The organism is Halorubrum sp. C191 (assembly GCF_002727095.1).
GTDB classification, from domain to species: Archaea; Halobacteriota; Halobacteria; order Halobacteriales; family Haloferacaceae; genus Halorubrum; species Halorubrum ezzemoulense.
In genome coordinates this window covers 55,168-72,736 of the sequence record NZ_NHNZ01000133.1, presented here as the reverse complement: position 1 = coordinate 72,736, position 17,569 = coordinate 55,168, and the positions used below count along the sequence as shown (strand labels likewise).

24 protein-coding genes are annotated in these 17,569 nt (G+C 72.0%); 17 read left to right on the top strand and 7 right to left on the bottom strand.

What is annotated here, in order from left to right:
• Positions 1-103: 103 nt before the first annotated feature.
• The 8 genes from cofD to Z052_RS13190 all read left to right on the top strand — a co-directional run bounded on the left by cofD (position 104) and on the right by Z052_RS13190 (position 5,875).
• Positions 104-1,156: a 2-phospho-L-lactate transferase gene (gene cofD / locus Z052_RS13225; protein WP_049930284.1), complete on the top strand. Its 1,053-nt coding sequence runs from the start codon at positions 104-106 to the stop codon at positions 1,154-1,156.
• On the top strand, positions 1,153-2,007 hold the full coding sequence (locus Z052_RS13220; protein WP_099289119.1) for a tRNA-dihydrouridine synthase: 855 nt from the start codon (positions 1,153-1,155) through the stop codon (positions 2,005-2,007). The genes cofD and Z052_RS13220 overlap by 4 nt, the downstream gene beginning before the upstream one ends.
• A gap of 47 nt (positions 2,008-2,054) precedes the next feature.
• Positions 2,055-3,056: a triphosphoribosyl-dephospho-CoA synthase gene (locus Z052_RS13215; protein WP_086219256.1), complete on the top strand. Its 1,002-nt coding sequence runs from the start codon at positions 2,055-2,057 to the stop codon at positions 3,054-3,056.
• Positions 3,053-3,688, top strand: a complete 636-nt coding sequence (locus Z052_RS13210) for a DUF447 domain-containing protein (RefSeq protein WP_089308343.1) — start codon at positions 3,053-3,055, stop codon at positions 3,686-3,688. Before Z052_RS13215 ends, Z052_RS13210 begins: the two co-directional genes overlap by 4 nt.
• A gap of 104 nt (positions 3,689-3,792) precedes the next feature.
• Positions 3,793-3,987, top strand: coding sequence for a 30S ribosomal protein S17e (locus tag Z052_RS13205; protein WP_049930279.1), 195 nt, complete (start codon positions 3,793-3,795; stop codon positions 3,985-3,987).
• Between the two features lie 83 nt (positions 3,988-4,070).
• Positions 4,071-5,306 carry a tripartite tricarboxylate transporter permease gene (locus Z052_RS13200; protein ID WP_099289118.1) on the top strand — a complete coding sequence of 412 codons (1,236 nt, stop codon included), beginning with the start codon at positions 4,071-4,073 and terminating at the stop codon, positions 5,304-5,306.
• A gap of 121 nt (positions 5,307-5,427) precedes the next feature.
• A complete protein-coding gene (locus Z052_RS13195) occupies positions 5,428-5,607 on the top strand; it encodes an HVO_2753 family zinc finger protein (protein ID WP_049930276.1) in 180 nt (59 codons plus the stop codon).
• Position 5,608: 1 nt separating this feature from the next.
• Positions 5,609-5,875, top strand: coding sequence for an elongation factor 1-beta (locus tag Z052_RS13190; protein ID WP_049930274.1), 267 nt, complete (start codon positions 5,609-5,611; stop codon positions 5,873-5,875).
• Positions 5,876-5,973: 98 nt separating this feature from the next.
• On the opposite strand, the gene Z052_RS13185 is transcribed toward Z052_RS13190, so the two are convergent.
• Both Z052_RS13185 and Z052_RS13180 read right to left on the bottom strand, forming a co-directional pair.
• Positions 5,974-6,411 (bottom strand): DUF5809 family protein, encoded by a 438-nt coding sequence (locus tag Z052_RS13185; RefSeq protein ID WP_099289117.1) that lies wholly within the window; start codon positions 6,409-6,411, stop codon positions 5,974-5,976.
• Positions 6,412-6,447: 36 nt separating this feature from the next.
• On the bottom strand, positions 6,448-6,903 hold the full coding sequence (locus tag Z052_RS13180; protein ID WP_049930271.1) for a DUF5810 domain-containing protein: 456 nt from the start codon (positions 6,901-6,903) through the stop codon (positions 6,448-6,450).
• Positions 6,904-7,085: 182 nt separating this feature from the next.
• Between Z052_RS13180 and Z052_RS13175 the strand changes: the two genes are divergently transcribed.
• The 5 genes from Z052_RS13175 to Z052_RS13155 are packed head-to-tail and all read left to right on the top strand — an operon-like array spanning position 7,086 to position 10,254.
• A complete protein-coding gene (locus Z052_RS13175; protein WP_049930268.1) occupies positions 7,086-8,330 on the top strand; it encodes a translation initiation factor IF-2 subunit gamma in 1,245 nt (414 codons plus the stop codon).
• A gap of 1 nt (position 8,331) precedes the next feature.
• Positions 8,332-8,793: a DUF188 domain-containing protein gene (locus Z052_RS13170; protein WP_049930267.1), complete on the top strand. Its 462-nt coding sequence runs from the start codon at positions 8,332-8,334 to the stop codon at positions 8,791-8,793.
• A gap of 21 nt (positions 8,794-8,814) precedes the next feature.
• The gene (locus tag Z052_RS13165; RefSeq protein WP_006114408.1) at positions 8,815-9,390 is read left to right on the top strand and encodes a DNA-directed RNA polymerase; all 576 of its coding nucleotides are present in this window, start codon (positions 8,815-8,817) and stop codon (positions 9,388-9,390) included.
• Complete coding sequence (gene spt4 / locus Z052_RS13160) at positions 9,390-9,587, top strand: transcription elongation factor subunit Spt4 (RefSeq protein ID WP_006114409.1); 198 nt, start codon at positions 9,390-9,392, stop codon at positions 9,585-9,587. The genes Z052_RS13165 and spt4 overlap by 1 nt, the downstream gene beginning before the upstream one ends.
• Positions 9,588-9,615: 28 nt before the next feature.
• Positions 9,616-10,254 (top strand): GTP-dependent dephospho-CoA kinase family protein, encoded by a 639-nt coding sequence (locus Z052_RS13155; protein ID WP_049930264.1) that lies wholly within the window; start codon positions 9,616-9,618, stop codon positions 10,252-10,254.
• A gap of 32 nt (positions 10,255-10,286) precedes the next feature.
• On the opposite strand, the gene Z052_RS13150 is transcribed toward Z052_RS13155, so the two are convergent.
• Entirely contained in the window at positions 10,287-10,871 is a 585-nt protein-coding gene (locus Z052_RS13150) for a hypothetical protein (RefSeq protein ID WP_049930263.1), read from the bottom strand.
• Positions 10,872-11,020: 149 nt separating this feature from the next.
• Between Z052_RS13150 and Z052_RS13145 the strand changes: the two genes are divergently transcribed.
• The 4 genes from Z052_RS13145 to Z052_RS21255 all read left to right on the top strand — a co-directional run bounded on the left by Z052_RS13145 (position 11,021) and on the right by Z052_RS21255 (position 13,732).
• Positions 11,021-11,326, top strand: a complete 306-nt coding sequence (locus Z052_RS13145) for a 30S ribosomal protein S24e (protein WP_099289116.1) — start codon at positions 11,021-11,023, stop codon at positions 11,324-11,326.
• A 9-nt stretch (positions 11,327-11,335) separates the two neighbouring features.
• Positions 11,336-13,078, top strand: a complete 1,743-nt coding sequence (locus Z052_RS13140; protein WP_099289115.1) for a bifunctional N(6)-L-threonylcarbamoyladenine synthase/serine/threonine protein kinase — start codon at positions 11,336-11,338, stop codon at positions 13,076-13,078.
• 113 nt (positions 13,079-13,191) lie between these two features.
• The gene (locus Z052_RS13135) at positions 13,192-13,494 is read left to right on the top strand and encodes a DUF5808 domain-containing protein (RefSeq protein ID WP_049930257.1); all 303 of its coding nucleotides are present in this window, start codon (positions 13,192-13,194) and stop codon (positions 13,492-13,494) included.
• 103 nt (positions 13,495-13,597) lie between these two features.
• The gene (locus Z052_RS21255) at positions 13,598-13,732 is read left to right on the top strand and encodes a hypothetical protein (protein ID WP_004597316.1); all 135 of its coding nucleotides are present in this window, start codon (positions 13,598-13,600) and stop codon (positions 13,730-13,732) included.
• On the opposite strand, the gene Z052_RS13130 is transcribed toward Z052_RS21255, so the two are convergent.
• From Z052_RS13130 to pyrH, 4 genes are all read right to left on the bottom strand, one after another.
• Positions 13,716-14,627, bottom strand: a complete 912-nt coding sequence (locus Z052_RS13130; protein WP_086219241.1) for a sensor histidine kinase KdpD — start codon at positions 14,625-14,627, stop codon at positions 13,716-13,718. The two genes, Z052_RS21255 and Z052_RS13130, sit on opposite strands and share 17 nt — an antisense overlap.
• Positions 14,628-14,732: 105 nt before the next feature.
• A complete protein-coding gene (locus Z052_RS13125) occupies positions 14,733-14,996 on the bottom strand; it encodes a hypothetical protein (RefSeq protein ID WP_049930252.1) in 264 nt (87 codons plus the stop codon).
• Positions 14,997-16,724 (bottom strand): lysine--tRNA ligase, encoded by a 1,728-nt coding sequence (gene lysS, locus Z052_RS13120; RefSeq protein WP_049930251.1) that lies wholly within the window; start codon positions 16,722-16,724, stop codon positions 14,997-14,999.
• A complete protein-coding gene (gene pyrH, locus Z052_RS13115; protein ID WP_094494615.1) occupies positions 16,721-17,440 on the bottom strand; it encodes a UMP kinase in 720 nt (239 codons plus the stop codon). Before pyrH ends, lysS begins: the two co-directional genes overlap by 4 nt.
• Between the last annotated feature and the right edge of the window lie 129 nt (positions 17,441-17,569).

Genomic DNA, 17,569 nt, shown 5'->3' with positions numbered 1-17,569 from the left:
GCCCCCGCGACGGTGACTCGAGGGGACCGCCACTGGTAGCACCGGTCGTACCTCGTCGCCCGCGGAGGCGAGGATACAAGCCCGACCGTCGCCTTGCGCCGGTATGGTAACCTTCCTCGCCGGGGGGACGGGCACGCCGAAGCTCCTCGACGGCGCGGCCCGGGTGTTCGATCCGTCCGAGACCGCGGTCGTCGCCAACACCGGCGACGACGTCGAGATCGGCGGTCACCTCGTCTGCCCCGACGTCGACACCGTGCTGTTCGCGGGCGGCGGCGTCCTCGACCGCGAGACGTGGTGGGGTATCGACGGCGACACGACCGCGACCCACGAGGAGCTCTCCCGCCTCGCGAGCGCCGCGGGCGACGCGCTCGACGGCGAGCCGGGGACCCCGCGCTACCTCGACGACGCGACGCAGACCGCTGGCCGCGAGATCGCCCGCTGGCGGCGGTTCTCCGCGGTCGGCGAGTTCATGGAGATCGGCGACCGCGACCGCGCGGTCCACCTCACGCGCACGGGCCTGCTCGACGAGGGGAAGTCGCTCACCGAGGCGGTCCGCGTCCTCGCCGCGGCGTTCGACCTCGACGTCGACCTCCTCCCGATGTCCGACGACGCGGTGGCGACGCTGGTCCACACCGAGGGCGGCGAGACCATCCACTTCCAGGAGTACTGGGTCGCGCGCCGCGCCGAGCCCGCGGTCGCCGACGTGGAGTTCCGGGGGGCGGCCGACGCGGAACCGACCGACGCCGCGCTGGCGGCGCTCGCCGACCCGGTCGTGATCGGCCCCTCGAACCCGGTGACGAGCCTCGGCCCGATGCTGGCGCTCCCCGGGTTCGAGCGCGCGCTCCGCGAGACGCCCGTGGTCGCCGTCTCGCCGTTCGTCGGCGACGAGGTGTTCTCCGGCCCGGCCGCGGAGCTGATGGCGGGCGTCGGCCGCGAGCCCTCGACAGCGGGGGTGGCCGAAGCGTACCCCTTCGCGGACGCGTTCGTCCTCGACGACGACGACCCGACCGACCTCGATCGGCACGTCGAGCGCACCGACACGGAGATCGACGGCGTCGACGACGCCGAGCGCGTCGCCCGGGCCTGCGAACGAGCGCTGACGGCGGTCGCCGGCGGCGCGGCGGACGCGGGGGCGCCGCGGGAGGGGGCGGAGTGACCCGGCGCGCCGACGCGGCCGGAGCGTCCGCGGGCGACGATCCGTTCCTCGTCGCCGCGAGCCTCAGCGGCGCGGCCGACAGCGAGTGGGCCCGCGCTGCGGCCGAGCACGTCGACGCCGCGCTACTCGGCGGGGTCGCGCTCGATCCCGCCAGTCGGGCGGCCGCCCGCGATCTCGTCGCGCGCGGGCGATCGGAGTTCCTCCCGACCGACCCGCTCGGGTTCGTCGCCGACCAGATCGACGCGCTCGCCGAGGTTCCGGTCCGGCCGGGGGTCAACGTCCGGAGCGCGGCGCCGGAGCCGGTCCGGGAGGCCGCGCGGATCTGCGCCGACCGCGGCGCGGTCTGCGAGGTCAACGCCCACTGTCGGCAGCCCGAACTCCGCGCGGTCGGCTGCGGCGAGTCGCTGCTCCGCGATCCGGCCCGGTTGACGCGGTACGTCGCCGCCGCGAGCGGGACGGGCGCGACGACGAGCGTGAAGGTCCGCGCCGAGGTGCCCGGCGTCGACCTCGTCGCCGTCGCGGAGCGCGTCGCGAGCGCGGGCGCGGACTGGCTCCACGTCGACGCGATGGACTCGGAGGCGGTGATCGCGGACCTCGCAGCGGCGGTCGACGCGGCATCCGGGGGCGGAGACCGCCTCGCCGACCTGACAGTCGTCGCCAACAACGGCGTCCGAGCCCACGAGACGGTCGCCGAATACGCCGCGCACGGGGCCGACGCGGTGAGCGCGGGGCGCCCGACGGAGGACCCGCCGGTCCTCGCGCGCGTCGCGGACGCTGTCGATGAGTGGCGGGCGGGATCGCTGCGGGAGCGCGCCGGCGAAGCGGATCCCGGGCCGGAGGTGCGGCCGTGAGCGGTGACGAGCGCCCGACAGGAGATGCGACGAAACCGGCGGAAGACGTGACGCCGAGCGGGGCGACGGACCCCGTCGACGACGCGACGCTCGCGCTCCTGGTGGAGGTGGCCGGCACGCCGAAGCCCGGGAACGTGGACCGCCGCCGCGACCTCGACGACCTCCGGTTCGAGGCGTTCCTCGGCGGCGCGGTCGGCGCCCGGCCGGGGCTCGAACTGGCTGCCGAGACCGACGGCGGCGTCGCCGAGCGGCCCGCGGTCGGCGCGGCCTTCGAGCGGGCCGTGGAGGGGATGGCCGCACGCGCCGGCACGAACACCCAGTTCGGCTGTCTCCTGCTGCTCGTCCCGCTGGTGCGGGCGGCTGCGGACCCCGACCGCGAGCTCTCCCCCGCCGGCGTGGACGCGGTCTGTCGGTCGACGACCGTCGACGACGCGGTCGCGTTCTACCGGGTGTTCGAGGTCGTCGACGTCGCGGTCGACGACCCGCCGGAGGGCGCGGCCGACCTCGACGTGCGCCGCGGGGGCGCCGCCGAGCCCGCGCTCCGCGAGCGCGAGACGACGCTTCGGGACGTGCTCGCGCTGTCAGCGGACCCGGTCGACGCTGGGGCGGCGGGCGGCTCGGCCGCCTCTGACCGCGTCCCGGACCGCAACGCGGCGGAGTGGGTCGAGGGGTTCCCGCGGACGTTCCGCGCGGCCGAGTGGATCCTGACGGACGAGGGGCCGCTGGCCGACCGGGCGGCGCGGGCGTTCCTCGGGCTGCTCGCCGCGGAGCCGGACACCCTCGTCGCGTCGACTCGGGGGGCGGAGACGGCCCGCGAGGCGAGCGCGCGGGCGAGAGAGATCCTGTATCCGGACGGCAGCGACCCGAGCGACCCCGTCGGAGACGTCTCCGCGGTCGACGCCGAGGCCGTTCACGGCGCCGACCTCGACGCCGCGGAGTCGCTGGCGGCGGCGTTCGTCGCCGAGGGGATCAACCCCGGCACGACCGCCGACCTCACCTGCGCGGCGCTGTTCGTCGCGCTCCGGCGCGGCGCGGAGGTGGCGCCGTGAGCGATGGAGCGCCGGACGGGGGGCCCGTCGGCGTAGCCCCGGACGGGTGGCCGGTGCCGCTCCGGGGCGTCACGGAGTCGGTGGTGACGACGCGCGGGCCGAACGACCGGTGGAACGTCGCTGCGCTCGGAGTTCACGCCCCGGACGAGCCGGACGAGCCGGTCACCGCGCGCACCTACGGCCGCACCCGGACATGGCGGAACTTCGCCGAGCGCGGGGGCGGCGTGGTCCAGTTCACCGTCGACCCGCGGACGTTCGTCGACGCGGCGCTGACGGTCCGGGAGACGGACGACCCCGTCCTCCCGAGCGCCGACGCGTGGGTCGAGGTGCGCGCGGAGGAGGTCGCGGCCGAGGCCGAGGGCGAGACCACGATCCGGACGTGGGAGCTGTCGCCGGTCGAGTCGGCGGTCGTCGCCGAGCGCGTTCCCACCGTCAACCGGGGGTTCGGCGCGGTCGTCGACGCGACGGTGGCCGCCTCGCGGCTGGACGTGCCGTCGTTCGACACGGCCGAGCTGCTCGACCGGCTCCGCTACTTCGCCGACGTGGTGGAGCGCTGCGGCGGGCCGGCCGAGCGCGAGGCGTTCGATCGCATCGACGAGGCGACCGGGTGGCGCGAGCGCGACGGCGAGTGACGGGGCGGGAGCGACCGAGGCTCGCTTCGGCCGCCGGGAGCGCGCCTCGCGGCCGCTCGCGGCGGAACGAACCCTTTTAGTTCGGGCCGCCGGTACCGCTCGGTATGGCCATCAAACCCAAGTACATCAAACAGCTCGGGAACCTCCTGCTGGAGCAGTATCCCGACTCGTTCAACGCGGACTTCGAGACGAACAAGGAGAGCGTCACGGCGCTGACGACCGTCGAGTCGAAGGGCGTCCGTAACCGGATCGCCGGCTACGTCACCCAGAAGAAGTCGCAGGCGGCGCAGAACGCGTAACCGCTCGGTTCGAATCGTCCGGTTCTGCCGACGGGTCCGACCGTCCGACCGCTTAAGTCCGGAGCCGCGGCCACGCCGCCTCGATGGACGCGCTCGTGCGGCCGACGGTCGACCCGGCGTTCGCGGCCGGGGCGCTCGCCTTCCTCCTCGCCGGGGTCGCGCTCGGGACCGCGAGCGGGCTGGTCCCGGGGCTCCACGCCAACAACTTCGCGCTGCTCTTGGCCGGGTTCGCGCCGTCGGTACCCGCCGATCCGCTGTTCGTCGGGGTCGCGATGCTCGGCGCCGGCGTCGTCCACTCGTTCCTCGACATCGTCCCCGCGCTCGCGCTGGGCGTCCCCGACGCCGCGACCGCAGTCGCCGCGCTTCCCGGTCATCGGTTGGTGATCGCGGGGCGGGGGAGAGAGGCGGTCCGCCTCTCCGCCGTCGGCTCCGGGCTGGCGGTCGCGCTCGCGGTGCCGCTGGCGGTCCCGATCACGTGGCTCATGATCCGGTGGTACCCGACGCTGCGGGCGCACCTCCCGCTGCTGCTCGGCGCCGTCGTCGTCGCGCTCGTCCTGACGGAGTCGTCGCGGCGGGCGGCGGTCGGCGGACTCGTCGCCTTCCTCGCGAGCGCCGCGCTCGGCCTCGCGACGCTCGACGCCGACCCCGCGGCCCCGCTGTCGACCGGCGGCGTCCTCGCGCCGCTCTTCGCCGGGCTGTTCGGCGTTCCGGTCCTCGTCGACGCGCTCGGCGGCGACGGCGTCCCGCCGCAGGCCGACCCGCAGATCGCGATGGACGCGCGCGACCTCGGAACGAGCGCCGGTGCCGGCTCGCTCGCCGGCGCGGTGGTCGGCTACGTGCCGGGCGTGTCGGCAGCCATCGCCGCCGTGGCCGCGATGCCGGCGGTGCCCTCCGAGTCGGTCGACCGAGGGTTCGTGGTGGCGACGAGCGGCGCGAACACCGCGAACACTATCTTTGCGCTGTTCGCGCTGGTCGCGCTCGGGACGCCCCGCACGGGCGTGACCGTGGCGATCGACCGCGCTGGCGTGCCGTTCGCGCTCCCGTTGCTGCTCGTCGCGGCCGCGACCGCGGCGTGTTTCGGGTTCGCGCTGGTCGTGCTCGTCGGCGACCCGTACCTCCGGATCGTCGGGAACGCCGACTACACCCGGCTCTCTGTCGGCGTGTTGGGGCTGCTCGCGCTCATTTCGTACGCGTTCGCCGGGGCGTTCGGCGTCGGCGTCCTGATCGTCGCCGGCGCGCTGGGGCTCGCCCCGCCCCGGGTCGGCGCGCGGCGCGTCCACCTGATGGGCGTGTTGATCGGACCGCTGATCGCCGGGTGAGACGTCGCGGAGACCGCGGCGGGACGCGGCGGATCGCCCGAGCAGCGGCACGGTACCGTCACGCACGGAGGGTTCCGAGGCAAAGAACAACGGTTAAAAGTCGCGGCCGGTAGGTACGTGTATGAGCCAGAGCGACTCTCAAGCCACCCCGCAGTGCGTCTCCTGTGGGATTCAGGTGTCCGGGATGAACGCCGCGCAGTTCTCCTGCCCGGACTGCGGCGCCACCATCTACCGGTGCGCGAAGTGCCGGAAGCAGAGCAACCTCTACGAGTGCCACGACTGCGGCTTCCGGGGGCCCTGAGATGGGCGACGTTGCCGCCAAGATCAAGGTCATGCCGAACAGCCCCGAGGTCGACCTCGACGAGCTACAGGACCGGTTGGAGGAGGTCCTCCCCGAGGGCGCGAAGATCCGCGGCTTCGAGCGCGACGACGTCGCGTTCGGGCTGGTCGCGCTCCTGCCGACCGTCATCGTCCCCGACGGCGCCGGCGGCACCGAGGCCGTCGAGGAGGCGTTCTCGCAGGTCGAGGACGTCGAGTCCGTCAACGTCGAGAACGTCGGTCGCCTGTAAGGCCGGGGCCGCCGTTCGGACGGCACCCGCGGTCCGGGTTTTGCGGTTTCCGTTCCGCTCGGAGAGCCGCCGCTCCGGCGTTCGTGTCGGTCGGCCGATTACCGCCCCGACTCGTAGAACTCCTCGCGGTACACGCGCCCGAAGGCGTTGCGCCGGAGGGTGCTGGCCGCCGCGTCCGGCTCCTCTTGGTACGTCGCCGCGACGACGGTGTCCGCGAAGGGAATCGGGTGCCAGACGACGTTGTCGACGCTGTCGGAGCCGATCCGTACGACCGCGTCCTCGTCGAACTCGCTGTCGACGAGCCACGCGTCGAACTCGTCGCCCTCGCCGACGTGGACCGCGAGCAGCTCGGCGAACGTCGCGTCGCGGGCGGTTCGGATCACCTCAGGGGTGACGCGCTCGTCGTACTCGTCGGCGCCGAACGACATCGCCTTCGTCGCCTCGCGGACGACCACCTGCGCGACCGGACCGACCTCCTCGTACCGTTCGAGCGCCTCGGCGCGCGTCTGGGGGGCGAACGTGCCTCTGGTCTCCATGGACACGATTGACCGGGGGCGGGCAAGGGCGTTCCGCTACGCGTCGGGGTCGGGGTCGGCGGAATCGGACTCCTCATCGGCGTCGTCTGCGGCCGCGTTTCTGGTCATCTCGCGCGCCTCGCGGAGCGCTTCGGCGACCGCTGGGTCGTCGACGGCGTCGGGATCCGGGACGCCGGCCCCGGAAGCGGGGTCGGCGTGGCCGTGGTCGTGAGCGTGGTCTGAGGGAGCCGCGTCCCCGCCCGACCCCATTCCGACGTCCGGGCGGCCTCGGGGGACCGTGTCCTCGAACACCTCGTCGTACTCGGCGTCGTCGGCGTGCGGCGTCACCTCGGCCGCGAGTTCCGCCGGTTCGCGGTCGCTCCAGTCGTCGACGCGTTCGTCGAGCCACGCCTCGTGGTCGCCGCCGTGGAGCATCGCCGTGAACGCGAGGTGATGCGCGAGGTGTTCGCCGTCGCGCTGCGGGGTGTCGCAGACGGGGCACGCGTATCCCATGTCGGTCGAAGATTCGCGGGTGAGCCGTAAAGCCGCGTCGAAGGTGGAGCGCCCCGCGCCGAACGGCGACCGCTCGCGACCTCGCCCCGGGTCGTCGCGCGCGCTGACGCCACTATAACAGCAACTTTATCACTCGCACGGGGCGAAATTCGCATAAGACTACTCCGTTAGGAGGTCCAACAGTGACTGAAGCCAACACACAACCGGAGGTGAACATCGGTCTCGTCGGTCACGTCGACCACGGGAAGACGACGCTCGTACAGGCGTTGTCCGGCTCGTGGACCGACCAGCACAGCGAGGAGATGAAACGCGGCATCTCGATTCGGCTGGGGTACGCGGACGCGACGTTCCGGCGCTGCCCCGGCGTCGACGAGCCCGAGTGTTACACCGTCGACGAGGAGTGCGAGGACGGCTCCGAGAGCGAACCGATCCGAACGGTGTCGTTCGTCGACGCGCCGGGCCACGAGACGCTGATGGCGACGATGCTCTCGGGCGCGTCGATCATGGACGGGGCGGTCCTAGTCGTGAGCGCGACCGAGGACGTCCCGCAGGCCCAGACGGAAGAGCACCTGATGGCGCTCGATCTCATCGGGATCGAGAACATCGTCATCGCGCAGAACAAGGTCGACCTGGTGAGCCGCGACCGCGCCGTCGACAACTACGAGCAGATCCAGGAGTTCGTCGAGGGAACCGTCGCGGAGGACGCGCCGATCGTCCCCGTCTCGGCCCAGCAGGAGGTCAACCTCGACCTGCTCATCGACGCGGTCGAGTCCGAGATCCCGACGCCGGACCGCGACCCGGGCGAGAGCGCCCGGATGTACGCCGCCCGCTCGTTCGACATCAACCGCCCCGGTGCGACCGCCGAGGACCTGAAGGGCGGCGTCGTCGGCGGATCGCTCGTCAGCGGCGAGCTGTCGGTCGGCGACGGGCTGGAGATCCGACCGGGGCGCGAGGTGGACGAGGAAGGCCAGACGGAGTGGCGGCCGCTGGAGACGACCGTCCGGTCGCTCCAAGCCGGCAACCGCGACGTCGACACCGCCCACCCGGGCGGCCTCCTCGGCGTCGGCACCGGGCTCGACCCGAGCCTGACGAAGGGCGACGCCCTCGCCGGCCAGGTCGCCGGCGAGCCGGGGACGCTCCCCCCGACCCGCGAGGAGTTCGAGATGACGGTCGACCTGCTCGAGCGCGTCGTCGGCAAGGAGGACGACGAGAGCGGCGAGAGCGACATCGAGGAGATCAGCACCGGCGAGCCCCTGATGCTCACGGTCGGTACCGCGACGACGGTCGGCGCGGTGACGAGCGCGCGCGACGGTGAGTGCGAGGTGAGCCTCAAGCGGCCCGTCTGCGCCGAGGAGGGCGCGCAGATCGCGATCAACCGGCGCGTCGGCGCGCGCTGGCGGCTCATCGGCGTCGGAACGCTCACGTAGCGTGGCCGACGACGCCCCCGCAGACGGTCCCGACGCGACGCCCGCGGACGACGACCGCGCAGAGGGGCTCGGGGGAAGCGGCGTTCCCGTCGTCGCGCTCGACGCGAGCGCGCTGATGGCGCCGGTCGAGGCCGACCTGCGGCTGTTCGAGGAGTTGGATCGGCTCCTCGGCGGCTACGAGACCGTGGTGCCGGCGGCGGTCCTGGCGGAGCTCGACGGGCTTCAGGCCGGGAACGGCGCGGAGGCGACCGCGGCGAGCGTGGGCGCGGACCTCGCGGAGCGGGCGGAGGCGGTGGAGACGGACGAATCGTACGCCGACGACGCGCTCGTCGCCTTGGCCGCGGCCGGCCGGGTCGACGCCGTCGTCACCAACGACGGCCCCCTCGCGAAACGGGTGCTGGCGGCGGACGCACCAGTAATCGGTTTAAGGGGTCGGAACACACTGGCGATAACGGAACCCTAGCGGCCGCGGACAACCAACAACATGTACAAACGAGTTCGACTCAAGGACACGGTCGAGGTCCCGCCGAAGCACTTGGCGGACGTCACCGACGAGCGGGTGAAAGCCCTGCTTCAGGACAAGCTGGAAGGACGGATGGACGAGGACGTCGGCAGCGTCGTGAGCGTCATCGAGGTTCACGACATCGGCGAGGGGGCGGTGTTACACAACCGGCCCGGCGTCTACTACGAGGCGGAGTTCGACGCGCTCACCTACGACCCCGACATGCAGGAGGTCGCCGACGGAACCGTCGTCGAGACGGTCGAGTTCGGCGCCTTCGTCGGGATCGGACCGGTGGACGGGCTGCTCCACGTCTCGCAGATCACCGACGAGTACCTCACGTTCGACGGCGCGAACCAGCAGCTCGCCTCGTCGGACTCCGACAAGACGCTCGGGGTCGACGACGCGGTGCGCGTCCGCGTCGTCACCAAGAGCATCGACGAGCGCAACCCCCGGGACTCGAAGATCGGGCTCACGGCGAAACAGCCCGGCCTCGGGAAGCACGACTGGCTCGAAGGGCAGCGGAAGCACCGCGAACAGACCGGTGAGGAGGCCGACTGATGGCCGAGGACCGCCTGGCGTGCCGGGAGTGTCACCACGTCAACGACCCGGACGCTCAGACCTGCGCGCTCTGCGGGTCGTCGTCGCTGACGGAGGACTGGGCGGGCTACGTCATCATCACCAAGCCCGAGGACAGCGATATCGCCGAGGAGATGAACGTCTCCGAGGCGGGCGCGTACGCGCTCAAGGTGCGGTGACCCAACGCCGCGCCGCCGGACGAAGCCGATGAGCGACCCACTTCTCACCCTCCCCGAATCGCTCCGCGACGCTTTCAAGGAGCCGCTGGGACCGGTGACGACGGACGCCGGCGCGCTCTTGGAGGCCGTCGACGAGGCCCGCGAGCGACGCGGCTCGTCCGCGGGGGGACCGCCGCAGCTGATCGCGGTCGGCGACGTGGTCACCTACCACCTCCGAGAGGCCGGCCGCGTCCCGGACGTGGCGTTGGTCGACGGGAAGACGGAGCGCGAGGCGGTCCGCGAGGAGATCGAGACCGCGCTCGCGGCGACGGAGGAGCGGCGGATCGCGGTCGAAAACCCGGCCGCGGCGCTGTCAGCGGCGCTGCTCGACGCGCTCGCCGAGGCGCTCGCGGCGGACGAGCCGGTGACGATCGAAGTGACCGGCGAGGAGGACCTGGCGGCGCTGCCGGCGATGCTCGCGGCCCCGCTCGGGTCCACCGTCGTCTACGGACAGCCCGGCGAGGGGATGGTCCGCGTCGCGGTCACGCCCGAAGCCCGGCGACGGGCTCGGGAACTGTTCGAGGGGCTCGCCGGCGACACTGCGGCCGGCTACGACGCCCTCGGCGTCGAGCTGAGTGAGAGCGACGATGGTGGCCCGGACGGGAGAGATCCGACGGATCCGGCGTGACGGCCGCCCGAGCGACGCGGCCTCGACCGGCGTCACTCGCCGTCGACCGCGACGACGGTCGCCGTGAGGACCCCGAGACCGGCGATCAGTCCGGCCGCCGTCGCTAGCAGGGGCGTCGTCGGAATCGCTCCCATAGAGAGGTACGGCTCGACGCCGTTGCGGCGGAGCGCTTCGAGGGCCTCGACGCCCCAGTGCCCGCTCGCCAGCAGGACCAAGCCGACGCCGACGCCGAGTCCGCCGGTGACGAAGCCGATCCCGGTCAGCGCGTCCTCGAGGGCGAGGAACGTCCAGACCTGGTCGTCGCTCGGTTCGGGACCGCGCGCGAGCCGGCGCTGGAGCGCGACGAGCCCGAGGCCGGCTCCGCCGGCGGCGACCGTCCCCGCCAACACGACTGCCACGACGCCGAGGTGGGCGGCGAGCGGCGGCCCGGAGAAGTTCGCCTCGCGGACGGCCGGGGGGAGGGTCGCGACGAGCGGGCCCGTCAGTGCCCCGAAGAGAGCCAGCGTCCCGCAGATCCGGGCCTTTCGGACGGGGGACAGCGGGACGACGACGTTCGCCGCCCGAGTGAGTTCGTACTGCGACCGGTCGGTGGGGTCGAATCGGGTGTCGTCTGACATCCGCGTGGTAACGGTACGCACGCACCGGAGGGGGGAAACCCTGACGCCGAACAGTGTGTCTCGTCGGCGGTCGGTCCGGAGTTCGGCGGCGACACCCCCGCTTCGAAATCCTTTTACAGCTTTCGAGGGGATATACGTCCAACTGAACCATGGACGTCGATATCATCTCCGAGGAGGAGAACCCGATGCTGCACCGCACGGACATCCGTTTCGAGACGACCCACGAGGAGGCCACGCCATCCCGACTGTCGGTCCGCGACTCGCTGGCGGCGAAGCTCGACAAGGACTCCGAGGAGGTCGTCGTCCACGAGCTCGACACGAAGTTCGGCATGCGCAAGACGGTCGGCTACGCGAAGGTGTACGACTCCGCGACCGACGCGCTGGACGTCGAGCAGGATCATATGCTCGAGCGCAACAAGATCGGCGGCGACGAGGCGGACGCCGAGGAAGCGTAACTCCGCCGGATGCGCGTTCTCGGCATCGAGGGTACCGCGTGGTGCGCGAGCGCCGCGCTGTACGACGCCGAGGCCGACTCAGTTCTCATCGAATCAGACCCATACGAGCCGGATAGCGGCGGCATTCACCCGCGCGAGGCCGCCGAACACATGTCGGAGGCGATCCCAGAGGTGGTCGATAGCGTCCTGACCGCCGCCGAGGAGCGACACGGTCCGGACGCGGTCGACGCGGTCGCCTTCTCTCGCGGCCCCGGGCTCGGTCCCTGCCTCCGGATCGTCGGGACCGCGGCGCGGTCGCTCGCCGGGACGCTCGGCGTCCCGCTCGTCGGCGTCAACCACATGGTGGCGCACCTCGAGATCGGTCGCCACCGCTCCGGCTTCGACAACCCGGTCTGTCTGAACGCCTCCGGCGCGAACGCGCACCTGCTCGGTTACCACGACGGGCGGTACCGGGTCCTCGGCGAGACGATGGACGCCGGAGTGGGCAACGCGATAGACAAGTTCACGCGCCACGTCGGGTGGAGCCACCCCGGCGGACCGAAGGTGGAGTCGGCGGCCGCCGAGTTCGCGACGGGCGCGGGCGAGGCCGGCAGCGAGGGGGAAGGGACCGGAGGCGAGGAGGGGTCGGCCGCCGAGACCGACCTCCTCGATCTCCCCTACGTGGTCAAGGGGATGGACTTCTCGTTTTCGGGGATCAGCTCGGCCGCCAACGACGCCGCGGACAGCGGCGTCCCCGTCGAGGAGATCTGCTTTTCGCTCCAGGAGCACGTGTTCGCGATGCTGACGGAGGTCTCGGAGCGCGCGCTGTCGCTGACCGGCGCGGACGAGCTCGTGTTGGGCGGCGGCGTCGCACAGAACGACCGGCTACGGGAGATGTTGGCGACGATGTGCGAGGCCCGCGGCGCCGACTTCCACGCGCCGGAACCGCGATTCCTCAGGGACAACGCCGGGATGATCGCCGTGTTGGGCGCGAAGATGGCCGCCGCCGGGGACACCGTCCCGATCGCGGAGTCCGCGGTCGACCCGAGCTTCCGGCCGGATCAGGTGCCGGTGACGTGGCGAGACGGGGAGTCGGTCGCGCGCGGACGCGGGGGGGCCGAGTCGCGAAGCGCGGCGCGCGACGCGGAGGCGGACCGCCGCGGCGCGGAGGCGACCGTGACGGTCGAGGGGACGGACGGCGACCGGCGCGTGGTCAAGCGACGGGTGCCGAAGTCGTACCGACACCCCGAACTCGACCGGACGATCAGGCGCGACCGGACCGTCGCGGAGGCCCGGCTGACGAGCGAGGCGCGGCGCGCCGGCGTGTCGACGCCGCTCGTGTACGACGTCGACCTCGCGGAAGCGACGTTGACGCTCCAGCACGTCGGGGAGCGCGACCTCGCGGCCGCCCTCGACGAGGGGACGGCGGAGGCCGTCGGTCGCCACCTCGCGCGGCTCCACGGCGCCGAGATGGTCCACGGCGACCCGACGACGCGGAACGTTCGGGTGTCGAAGCGCGGCGAGCGCACGGAACGCGACGGGCGGTCGAGTCCGCCGCCCGAGACGTACCTCATCGACTTCGGGCTCGGCTACCACACGGGCCACGTCGAGGACCACGCGATGGACCTCCACGTGTTCGAGGGGTCGGTCCGAGCGACCGCGACGGAACCCGGCCCGTTGCTAGCGGCGTTCGAGAGCGGGTACGAGGCCGTCGGCGACGAAGCGGTCCTCGACCGACTCCGAGACGTGGCGGACCGCGGCCGCTACCGGTGACGAACCGCCGGCTCGGCCGGGGTCAGAGCCCTGACCGGCGACGGCCGCAGCGCCGTTCCGATCGGCGCGCCGGGTCGCCACGATTTATGGTGTCGGCCGACAGATAGACTCGTATGGCAGACAAACCGTCTTCGGGAGAGGTTCTCGGGATCCCGTACAACTTCGAGCGGCCGAGCCTCGGTCGGCTGCTCTCGTCGTACTGGCAGCCCGGCAAGGGGATGCTCGTCGAGAAGCCGTTCGGCATCGGCTACACGCTGAACCTCGCCAACTGGCGGTCGTGGATCGTCCTCGCGGTCGCCGGCGGGCTCTACTACCAGCAGCAGCAGTCCGGCGGCGCCGACCTGTCCGGCGGTTCCGACGAGGACGCCGCCGACGACGGCGACGGACCGGTCGAAGTGATCGTCGACGACGACTGACGCCGTGCGCGACGGCGGGTGAGAGACGGCACCGCGATCACCGGTTTTCACCGCTGATTCCGCGTCGGTTTCTTTTAAATATCAGCAGGATGAAGGAGAGGTAATGAAAGTCCAGTTCGAGTGCTCGTGTTCGGAGGAGATCTCCGAGTTCACCCGCGGCGAGACGAGCCGGGGAGTCCACGTCGAATGCGGGAACTGCGGCGCGGTGTACGCCGTGACGATCACCGAGTTGGAGTAGCGGGCGGCGACGCGGACTCGAATCGGAGCCGGACTGTCGTACCGTCGTCGGTCGCGTCGAACCGGACGGTTCCCCCCTGCGTCTCGCACATCCACTTGACGAGCCACAGCCCGATGCTGCTCGCGTGCGAGAGCGGCGTCTCCTCTTCCGCCTGTAAGACCTCACGCTCGTCGGGGGGAATCCCTGGGCCGTTGTCGATGACCTCCAGACAGGTGGTCGTCCCGTTCTCGCGGATCGTCGCCGTCACGCGGCGCGTCGCGCCATCGTTGTGGGTGACCGCGTTCTCGAACACCTCGCGGATCGGGAACTCGACGGTGTCGTCCGCGCGGATCCACGCCTCAGAGGGGGTCTCGACGGTGAGCGCGGCGCCGTCGGCGTCGACGACGTCGAGCGCCTCGTGGACCGCGGCGACGAGGTCGACGCGGCCGTCCGGTCGCTCGGGCGACGCGTCCTCGATGACGCGGAGCTTCTCGCTTATTTCGACGATGTCGTCGGTCGTCTCCCGGACCGTCTCCAAGCACTCTCGACTCCGCTCGTCGTCGATCCGGTCGGCCAGCAGGTCGGTGTACCCCCGGATCACGTTGAGATCGTTGCGGACGTTGTGCCGAAACACACGACTCAGAACCTGTATCTGCTGGTTAGAGGTTTCGAGGTTTCGGCGCGCGGTCTCCGCCCGTTGGCGGTGGTGCGTGACCGCTCCGTAGAGGAGCCCGCCGGACCCGGCGACGAGCAGCCAGTCCCCGACGAGACGCGTCGGCGTCCACCCGCCCGCGACCCCAATCGTCGACGCGACGGCGAGGTCGACCGCGACCGCGGACGCCGCCGCGATACACAGGTACGCCGCCGTGAGGGCGGTCGCCGACCGCCCGTGGAGTAGGTCCGGAATATATTTCATTTATATCTAATTTAACTCCAAACGAATTTTCCGTTCACGGAACACCTTGACGGCCGACGGCTTAAGTTTTGACCGCCAGTCGGGGAGGCGACCGCGGCGGCGCGGTCACCACGAGGCGCAGTCAGGACAGACGAAGGCGTCGTCGTCGCGCCAGCGGCGGTCGACACGCTCGCCGCACCGGTCGCACTCGGCGCCGTCGGCGTGCCACGTCGAGGTGGCGGTCGCGGGAGCGGCGTCGGTCGCGGGAGCGGCGTCGGTCGCCTCGTCGGGGTCGACGCCGTCACCTTCCGCGTCGTCCGGAGCGCTCTCGGCGGACTCGTCGCCGTCGTCGTCCGCGGCGAAGTCGTCGAGCGAGCGGTCCTCGGTCATCTACGCCTCCCGTCGGAGCCGGTCGACGACGTAGTCGCGCTCCAGCTCGCCGAGGAACTCCCCGAGCCGCGGCCCTTGCGTGTCGTCGAAGAAGAGGCGGTAGCCCGCCGCGAAGAACTCGCTCACCTCGATGTCGTGGTCGCGCGCAGTCTCGTACATCGCCCCTTGGATCTCCTCCCCGTCGTGGCCGGCCGCGACGAAGTCGGCGAGGTCGTCGAGCGCGGCCGCGACGTCTCCGTCGAACTCGACCGCGGGGAGGTCGGTCTGGAGCCGGTAGTCGTACTCGTTCCCCGTCCGCTCGGCCCAGTTCCGCGCCTGCTCGACGCGGGCGAGCGCGGCGTCGACGATGTCGGCGTCGGCGTCGTCCGGGATATGGCCCTCGTCGCGGGCGAGGCGCTCGCGGAAGTCGGGGTCGTCGACCATGCCGAGCACCGCCGCGAACGTGTACGGGAGCCGGATCGGCTTCTCCGTCGGCGGGTCGTCGGGCTGGCCGACGACGAACGGGTAGGCGCGCTCGGCGAAGGCGACCAGATCCGGGTCGTCGACCTCGCCGAAGTAGGCGCGCTCGAACCGGTCGAAGCGGTCGACCAGTTGGTCGAGCCGCTCAATGTCGAGGTCGCGGGCCTTCTTCGGGTGGAGCGCGAAGAAGTAGCGCAACACCTCGGGCTCGATCAGCTCCAGGAGCTCTTGGACCGTGACGACGTTGCCCTCGGAGGAGGAGAACGCGTCGCCGTTGAGCGTGAACCACTCATATACCATCGGCACGGGCGGCTCCTCGCCGAAGACGTTCCGCGCGACGTCGACGCCGGAGGGCCACGACCCCTCCGCGTGGTCCTTACCGAACGGCTCGAAGTCGACGCCGAGGACGCCCCACTGCGCGGGCCACTCCAACCGCCACGGGAGCTTTCCCTCGCGGAACGTCGCGGTGCCCTCGTGGCCGCACCCCTCGATCGTGTTGCCGCCGGCGTCCATGTCGGTACAGACGTAGTCGACGGTCTCGGCCTCTGCGTCGATCGCCGTCACCGTCTCCGTGACCTTGCCGCACTCCGCACAGACCGGGTTGAACGGGACGTACTCGTCGTCAACTTTGTCCTGATACGGGGAGAGCACCTCGCGGACGCGCTCGACGTCGGCGAGTACCGTCCGAATCGCCTCGTCGAAGTCGCCGTCGGCGTACAGATCGGTGTTCGAGAGCATCTCGACCGGGACGTTCAGGCGGTCGGCGTCGGCCTTGAGCAGGCCCGCGAAGTGGGCCGCGTACGACTCGGCCTCGCCGAACGGGTCCGGGATCTCGGTGTACGGCTTCCCGAGGTTGCGGCCGAGCGCGCCCGCGTCGACCTCGCCGAGCCCGACGATCTCGCCGTCCGCATTCGCCAGCTTGCGCGGGACCTTCCGCAGCGGGTCCTTGTCGTCGGAGGTGAACACCTGCCGGACCTCGTGGCCGCGGTCGCGGAGCACCTCGGCGACGAAGTAGCCGCGCATGATCTCGTTGAAGTTCCCGAGGTGCGCGACGCCGGACGGCGAGACACCGCCCTTGATCACGATCGGCTCGTCGGGGTCGCGGGCCTCGACCTCGTCGGCGACGACGTCGGCCCAGAAGGCGTGGAAGGTCTCGGTCGACTCCTCGGCGGCGTCCTCGCCGTCGTCGAGGGCGGACCCCCCGGAGAGGATGTGCGGGGAGTCGTCGGGGGCGGCGGACGCGTCGTCGGAGGCGTCGTCCGCGCTCATCGTGCCTCCGTCCAGCGGCTCGGTTCGCCGGCGCCCGGGGGGACCACGTCCGTTCCGGTGTGGTCGCCGCGCAGCACGGCGTCGACGACGGCGCTCGGGTCGGTCCCGTCGAGCACGATCGACCGGAGTTCGGCCCGGTCGATCAGCTTCGCCGCGAGGAGGTCGACGGGGGCGGACGCGCCGGCGTCGCGGCTCATCGGGAGGACGACCTCGACGAGCTCGGCCGGCGACAGCTCCGCGAACTGCGCCGCGTCGGGGTCGGCGTTGGGGTCGGCGTCGTACACCCCGTCGGCGCTCGTCGCGTACACGAGCAGGTCGGCGTCGACGGACTCGGCGAACGCGGCGGCGACCGCGTCGGTCGTCTGCCCCGGCGTGACGCCGCCCATCACCGACACCTCGTCGCGGCGGAGGGCCGCCGCCGCCTCCTCGGTGTCGGCCGCGGGCGCGAGGCTCGCGCGCTCGCCGAGGGCGGCGATCAGCAGCCGGGCGTTGAGCCGGGTCGTCCCGATCCCGAGCCGGTCGAGCTCGACCTCGTTGGCCCCGATCTCGCGGGCCGTCTCGATGTACTCGCGGGCGACGCCGCCGCCGCCGACGACGACCCCGACCTCGCAGCCGTCGGTGACCAGCCGTTCGATCGCCTCGGCGTACGCGGCCACGCGCTCGGGGTCGAGGTCGGGCGCGAGCACGCTCCCGCCGACAGAAACGACGATTCTCATTGCCGAGGAGTACCCCTGTCGCAGTCTTAAGGATTGTCAAGCCCGGACGCGGTGGAAGCGGCCCCGAGCCCGATCCGGCCCGACGCGTCGGGCGGGAAACGCCTAAATCGGTCGCAGCCCGCTCTCGGG